The organism is Okeania sp. SIO3B5 (genome assembly GCF_010692555.1).
In the GTDB taxonomy this organism is placed as follows: Bacteria; Cyanobacteriota; Cyanobacteriia; order Cyanobacteriales; family Microcoleaceae; genus Okeania.
Genome location: NZ_JAAHHG010000097.1, coordinates 1 through 4925 on the forward strand (window position 1 = coordinate 1; position 4925 = coordinate 4925).

The 4925-nt window shown below is 34.7% G+C and carries 4 protein-coding genes; all 4 read right to left on the minus strand.

The window, feature by feature from the left end:
• Positions 1-248: 248 nt before the first annotated feature.
• Complete coding sequence (locus tag F6K54_RS15375; protein ID WP_293078911.1) at positions 249-620, minus strand: hypothetical protein; 372 nt, start codon at positions 618-620, stop codon at positions 249-251.
• A 794-nt stretch (positions 621-1414) separates the two neighbouring features.
• The gene (locus F6K54_RS15380) at positions 1415-2341 is read right to left on the minus strand and encodes a glycosyltransferase family 2 protein (RefSeq protein WP_293078913.1); all 927 of its coding nucleotides are present in this window, start codon (positions 2339-2341) and stop codon (positions 1415-1417) included.
• Positions 2342-3049: 708 nt separating this feature from the next.
• Positions 3050-4135 carry a phospho-N-acetylmuramoyl-pentapeptide-transferase gene (gene mraY / locus F6K54_RS15385; protein WP_293078915.1) on the minus strand — a complete coding sequence of 362 codons (1086 nt, stop codon included), beginning with the start codon at positions 4133-4135 and terminating at the stop codon, positions 3050-3052.
• Between the two features lie 151 nt (positions 4136-4286).
• Positions 4287-4925 (minus strand): DUF3134 domain-containing protein (locus tag F6K54_RS15390; protein ID WP_293078916.1); only part of this gene is annotated, 639 nt, incomplete at its 5' end.

Here is a 4925-nt window from a genome sequence, read left to right on the forward strand (position 1 = left end):
TTATATCATGTCCGGATAATTAGTGATAAAAAACTTTCTCCTTCTTTTCTTCTTTCTTCCCTCCTGAATTCTGAATTCTGAATTCTGAATTCTGAGTGTTTATTTATAACTGTTCAACCGGACATGATATTATTCCTTCTTCCTTCAAAATAAACAGAAACGACCGCTCACTTAACTAATTTAAGAGAGCGATCGCGTCAAATTTATTACTAATTTTTTGACAAAATAGCCAATATTAAACTGATGATTTACGCATCCAAAATAGAAACAGTAACTTCACCAGAATTATCATCTTCATAAACATCAAGAAATAAAGCACTAACTGTAATTGCTTCTTTGACTTCCAATGTAATCGTATCATCATATCCATTTAAAGAAGACCATGTAGCTGAAGTTTCAACATTTGTCTTCAAGTTAACAAATTTGCCACCATATATCCAGAGTAACACAAATGGTTCAGCACCCATACCACTACCATAGCTAAATGAGCCACTCTTAATCCGCAAAACATACATACCAGGATCTAAACTTGCAGATGCAGCCTCTTTCTGCAGGTTTTCCATCCATGTTTTGTCTACTAATAAACAGTTCTTCTGACTATCAACAGTCAAGTTTTTCATTTTACTATCTCCTCTTTGGTTAGATTATGTATCAGTTTTTCGCCTGTTTTAAACAGATTCAATTTAGCTTACCGAATAATTAATAATTAATAATTAATAATTAATAATTAATAATTAATAATTAATAATTAAATAATTCTGGTTTAAAGCCTCCCCTTTTAAGGGGAAAAAAGCGGTCGTTTGCGGAGCATTCCGTAGGATGGGATGGATGGGTTTCCTAACCATATCCAATCGACCAAGATAAAGAAATAATATTTCCTTATATTCAATTCCGTAACGGTTTTAACCAGAGGTAATTATAAATTATTCATTATCTATTATCCATTATCAATTAATGAACTACCAATATTATTACTGGAGTAAGCATCAATAATAATATCACAATACAGCCTGTAGAAAAATAATAAATTTAGTTAGTTAAACATTGATCGACTAAACTATTTTAAACATCTATATTTTGCCCAAAATTCAGTCCTTCATCTTTGAAATCTGACTCCGAATTAGCTAGATAAGCAATTATAATAGCTTCTATAAAAATTAATCATTAAAGCATTCTAATTGAGTGAAATTTTATATAAAAAAAGTTGTAAGCGTTTCCTGTGGAATGCTGCGCAAACAGCTATTAGCAGTCTGTTTTCAGCAAGAATACCCTGCTTTTAAGGAGATAGTTTAAATGAAAATAGACTTGAACGACTTTTGTAGTAAGATTAATTCTAGCTCAATTAATAGAGCTTTAAATTCACACCAAAAGCAATAGCTGATAGCTGACGACTGAATGCTTACAAAAAGTTAGACTAAAATCTTTCAATTTTTCGTGCTTCATCTGATAATTTTGCTTCTTTTTGACCAATAATTCTTGCCCTACCATTGAACAAACCAATCGGAGTATCAAACAACTCTACCAATTCTGCTTTACCTGATATTATTTTCATCGTTGTTAGAGGCAACTCTTTTAATAACCATCTACTCAAACGATACACATACTCCTTTGTTTTAAACTCTCGCATTAGATCGATGCCATGGAGTTCATGCAAATACTTATTTGACTTTCCATACCTGCGCCATTGACTTTGTAAATCTTTCCAAGTTGAACGATGACGATGTTTAACTACTGCATTTTCTACAAACTTAAACTGATAAGAAGTTTCTCGTAAAATCCGCCAACAAATATCAGCATCTCCACCCGTTGTTAAGTAAGGACGAAATAATCCCACCTCTACAAATGCTTGCTTTCTAATCGCTAAATTAGCAGTTTGACCATAAGGACAAAATGAATTAGCTAAAGTATGTTTTTGAGAAAGAGTATCTTGTTTATCTGCATATTTTTCTAATAAACTGTCCCCAGGTAAAGCAAGTATTTCTCCCACTGCAATGCCAATATTAGAGTCAGAAAATGGCTGAATTAAATTTTCTAACCATTGAGGTTGAGGACGACAGTCACCATCAGTAAAAGCAAATATCTCACTACTAGCAGCACGGATACCAGCATTGCGAGCAGCATAAGAACTTTGAATTTGATTTTCAGTAACTAGACAAATTGTAATTTGATTTGACTCTGCTGCTGCTTCAATTAGTGACTTACTGCGATCGCCACTATTATTATCCACAAGTAAATATTCTACTTGATCAGCAGGATAAGTTTGCAACCGTAGACATTCTATCAAGTCTGGCAAGTCTTTCTCACCATTATAAATTGGTACAATTACCGAAACTTTTGTCATGATCGGTTTTTCAATTAATAATTTATATCATGTCCGGATAATTAGACATCTTCAGAAAAGAGGGAGTAGGGAGTAGGGGGAAATAATTGATAATTTCTATGGGAGAATTGATTTTATTTTTTATTATTGGAGATGCCTATTATACCAAGCGTGAAAAAAGAATGTTACGAATAATAAGTGGAATAAAAAGATTTTGCAGGAAATGTCCTTTTGACAAAAAAGAGAATTTACGAACTGAAAACTGGTATTAAATCTATTCCCATACGGCTCCTGAATTGCAGGATTGCTGAATTCTAAGAAATACCCTAGCTATTTGTAGCAAACATTTATCAAATTGGTATTAGACATTTCTAGAAAAGAGGCAACAGGCAACAGGGAGAAATAATTGATAATTTATGGATAAGAATTGATTTTATTTTTGATTTTTACCAATGGATAATTGATAATTGATAATTGATAATTAATCCCCAAAGGTTTAAAGCTTCTCCTTTTAAGGAGAAAAAAGAAATCCGATTTCCTTATATTCAATTCCGTAACAGTTTTAACCAGAGGTAATTATCCATTATTCATTATCCATTATCAATTAATGAACAGATGTCTATTAGTGATAAAAAAACTTTCTCCTTTTCCCGGTCTTCTTTCTTGCTTCTTTCTTCCCTCCTGACTCCTGACTCCTGACTCCTGACTCCTCTGACTGAATACTTATTTTTAAAATAAGCACAAACTAGCCAAAATTGCACTAACTAAATAAAAACATCCCACCACTTTAGTTTCCGACCAACCAGACAATTCTAAATGATGATGAAAAGGAGCCATTTTAAATAAGCGCTTACCTACACCATCACGTCCTTTTGTTGCCTTGTAATAACCCACTTGAGCAATAACCGAAAGAGTTTCTATTAAAAAAATCACACTAAGAATTAATAATATCCATAAAGTATTAGTTAGTAGAGCAACTGCAGCTAAACTTCCACCCAAAGCTAACGATCCTGTATCACCCATAAACACCTTAGCAGGATTATGGTTATGAGCAACAAAACCAAGACAACTACCACTCATACAAGCACAAAAAATCATTAACTCCGGAGCAGTAGGAGCTAAATAAGCAGCTAACCCTAAAAAAGCGATCGCTCCCAAACCTCCCATCAAACCATCAACACCATCCGTAAGATTTGTAGCATTACTTTCTGCGACTAAAACAAAACCTGCCAGAGGCCAAAATAGTAATCCTAAAGATAATTGTAAACCAAATGGTAAAGCAATATTAGTAACTGTACTAGGTTGACTCCATGCTAGCCATCCACAAAATAGCATTGCAAAACCCACCTGCAAAGCCAATTTCATTTTCGGGGATATTCCCTTATTAGACTTACGTTGCAAAATTTTCCAATCATCTAGCAAACCAATCAAACCGTAAGCTAGGGTTATTGCCGATACTGCCATGACATCTGGATGAAATTTAGATAATAACAGAGCGATCGCTACTCCTACTGGTACAAAAAATATGCCTCCCATAGTTGGAGTACCTGCTTTTTGTAGATGAGCTTGGGGGCCATCCTCCCGGATTATTTGTCCAGCTTTAAGTCTTCTAAGTATGGGTATAACCCAATACCCCAAACTTGCAGTTGCTAGACCACATAGAATTAGAGGTAAACTCAGAGATTCTATACCGATATTTCGATTAGCTATGCTATCCAAAATTAGGGCAAAAGAACTTAACCCTAAACCCAGACCCAAGAATAAGTTTTCTCCCGATAAAGTAATAGATTTGCTAACAATGATTTTATTTTGCATAAAAAATCTCCTCCACACACACTTTTTTTTATAGTTTAGGTTTGATTAAATAGTTATCAAATTCAACTTTTAACTGAATAGCTTTTTGGTTATTAATTATTAATTATTAATTATTAATTATTAATTATTAATTATTAATTATTATAAATATCTATTCACCCGAGTCATCTTCATTTCCTTCTAAAACATCATCATCACTAAAATTATCATCTACAGCTATCAATTCTGAAATTTCCTCTTCCTCTTCTAGATAATTGTCTGATTCTGCAGGATCTCTAGGTAACATTCTGCCTGATGTCTCTAACCAGTCAACTATAGATGAGTCTCTTTGGGTAGGAATTACATCTGCAGGCTCATGGCGAGGTATTAAAAGCAGAGAGGGGTTATAAACTAGAACTGGTTGTGACTGAGGTTGGTTATTTCTACGACTAATAACTCCTACTGACTGTCCTACTTGTTGTTCTACCTTTGTCTGTACCGTAGTTGGCTGTGGCACTACTGGTTGTGGATTTACTGTTTCCTGTACCACAGTTGGCTGTGGCACTACTGGTTGTGGATTTACTGTTTCCTGTACCACAGTTGGCTGTGGCACTACTGGTGTTTCCTGTACCACAGTTGGCTGTGGCACTACCGGTTGTGGATTTACTGTTTCCTGTACCACAGTTGGCTGTGGCACTACTGGTTGTGGATTTACTGTTTCCTGTACCACAGTTGGCTGTGGCACTACTGGTTGTGGATTTACTGTTTCCTGTACCACAGTTGGCTGTGGCACTACTGGTTGTGGATTTAC

Coding starts and splice junctions, on each gene's coding strand:
- F6K54_RS15375 (WP_293078911.1), bottom strand. CDS start 620: ATGAAAAACTTGACTGTTGATAGTCAGAAGAACTGTTTATTAGTAGAC.
- mraY (WP_293078915.1), bottom strand. CDS start 4,135: ATGCAAAATAAAATCATTGTTAGCAAATCTATTACTTTATCGGGAGAA.
- F6K54_RS15380 (WP_293078913.1), bottom strand. CDS start 2,341: ATGACAAAAGTTTCGGTAATTGTACCAATTTATAATGGTGAGAAAGAC.